At 38.3% G+C, this 1,680-nt stretch carries 3 protein-coding genes and 1 pseudogene; all 4 read right to left on the minus strand.

The genetic code is table 11. The features are described from left to right. Nucleotides 1-335 precede the first annotated feature (335 nt). Nucleotides 336-602, minus strand: a complete 267-nt coding sequence (locus tag PX636_RS18020) for a BrnA antitoxin family protein (RefSeq protein WP_002746336.1) — start codon at nt 600-602, stop codon at nt 336-338. Continuing rightward, nucleotides 550-843 carry a BrnT family toxin gene (locus PX636_RS18025; RefSeq protein ID WP_002735016.1) on the minus strand — a complete coding sequence of 98 codons (294 nt, stop codon included), beginning with the start codon at nt 841-843 and terminating at the stop codon, nt 550-552. Before PX636_RS18025 ends, PX636_RS18020 begins: the two co-directional genes overlap by 53 nt. Before the next feature lie 382 nt (nt 844-1,225). Then, a complete protein-coding gene (locus PX636_RS18030; protein ID WP_002797259.1) occupies nt 1,226-1,402 on the minus strand; it encodes a hypothetical protein in 177 nt (58 codons plus the stop codon). A 72-nt stretch (nt 1,403-1,474) separates the two neighbouring features. Further along, a pseudogene (locus PX636_RS18035) lies at nt 1,475-1,680 on the minus strand (hypothetical protein); the annotation flags it as partial.

A 1,680-nucleotide genomic window follows, 5' to 3' on the forward strand; every position in this document is an offset into this window, starting at 1 on the left:
ACTTAAGTAGGTAGGCACAATTATTTGTAGGATGGGTTAGCGGTAGCGTAACCCATGCGGGCGTTGGGTTTCATGCTTCAACCCAACCTACGTTCATTTTATATTTAATTCCACCCACCTACTTATCAGCGTATCCCAAGCCAGATTTAAAAAATCAATGCCAGAGGATTTAAAATCATCTCCAGTCGGTACATCTATAATCATAATTTTTCGTACTCACTTTTATCATTTCATTTAAGGCGATTTATTGGTAAATGAGATTGTGTGGCTTTTCATCCCGCTCAAAATGATAGCGAACTTTTTTATTGTGTGGCTTGTACCCGAACTAAACTTGACTATACTTTGTGAGCCTCCGCATAAATCCGTAAAGCGGCGGACATTTTTTGTTCACAATCCTCGCCCTGTGATTGAAACCAAGCTAGGGTTTCGGGATCTACTTGAACAAGAACATTTACTTTCTCTACAGGTTTCCACCACCGCGATTTACTAAAAAACTCCTCGGTTAAGGGCGGAATATCGGATGTGTCGATTTCCTCTTCCGTAAGAGCGTCAACTTTCTCCCAATTCGTCTCGGAGGTATTGTTCATATCGTTTTCGTTCATAGGGTAAAGCTTTACGAAGTGAAATAATACGAATTGTATCTCTACTCGGTTCTGTAAAAACGACAACTACCACTCGGCCATCGAGCGTACCGATTCCTATCAATCGATCTTCGCCATAATTTTCTCGTTCGTCAAGGGAAACTCGAATGGGATGTTCAAATATCCGCTGCGCGTCCGCGAAGTCTAGATCGTGCTTGATGATATTCGCTCGGTTCTTTTGTCGATCCCACTCGAATTTCATATTTTTATTTTATCGAGTTGTCATTCCGTATATCGAAAAAAATCCTATAATTGTCGAAAATTCGATCGTTAGAGGGGTCATCTTGATCGAAATCAAAAGAAATCTTTCGCCTCGATCGAAATGACCCATAACCGGTCAACTAACTCAAAACACCGGAAGGAATCCCTAAGATATCCTCAATCTTAGGTAAATCTTCTAGGGGAATTACCTGGCCTTCATCCTCAAAACCAGCGATTTCAATTAAGATTGAGAATATTAATACTAGACAGGATAAGAGCTTCATATATCTAGAATGTATCAAACTAATCGGTCATGACTATAAAAACAAATCCGGGGGTAGATAACCCCCTTGTGTACAAATGATCTGGCAAATACATAAGAACTAATTAGCTGATGGTCTGAATTTTTGTTGTATTTTAGCCTTTATTCGAGCAATAAAGCTGGATTTGCTCTTTTTTTCGGGATCTTCGTAGATAAAAGTTTTGGCACTACCATCTTCTAATATTTCAATTAACTTTAAACTAGGTGCTTGTCTCTGTTGTTTTAGTGACTCAGACATAATAGTTTCCTCTGTGGTTTAGGTCTTAACCCTACTGTTATCATGAGTCAATTGCTTAACCTAGTCAATACCCTAGACATTATTCTTCATTCTCCAGAGTAATTTAACAACGTTATTGTATTGTGTCATCCAGTCTAAAATACTACTATGCAGATTTCTATCATTCATTGAGCTTAAATCCGCACTATCATCGGTATCAACAGCTAATAGTCCCAGAATAGAACTTTTTTGCAGTGCAGCTACAGCTAACACAATTTTTATATGAGGATTAATTAATA

Source organism: Microcystis sp. M53598_WE2, from assembly GCF_030067735.1.
Classification (GTDB): domain Bacteria; phylum Cyanobacteriota; class Cyanobacteriia; order Cyanobacteriales; family Microcystaceae; genus Microcystis; species Microcystis aeruginosa.

What these genes read in the sequence shown, in the direction of transcription:
- PX636_RS18020 (WP_002746336.1), bottom strand. Translation starts at nt 602, where the DNA reads ATGAACGAAAACGATATGAACAATACCTCCGAGACGAATTGGGAGAAA.
- PX636_RS18025 (WP_002735016.1), bottom strand. Translation starts at nt 843, where the DNA reads ATGAAATTCGAGTGGGATCGACAAAAGAACCGAGCGAATATCATCAAG.
- PX636_RS18030 (WP_002797259.1), bottom strand. Translation starts at nt 1,402, where the DNA reads ATGTCTGAGTCACTAAAACAACAGAGACAAGCACCTAGTTTAAAGTTA.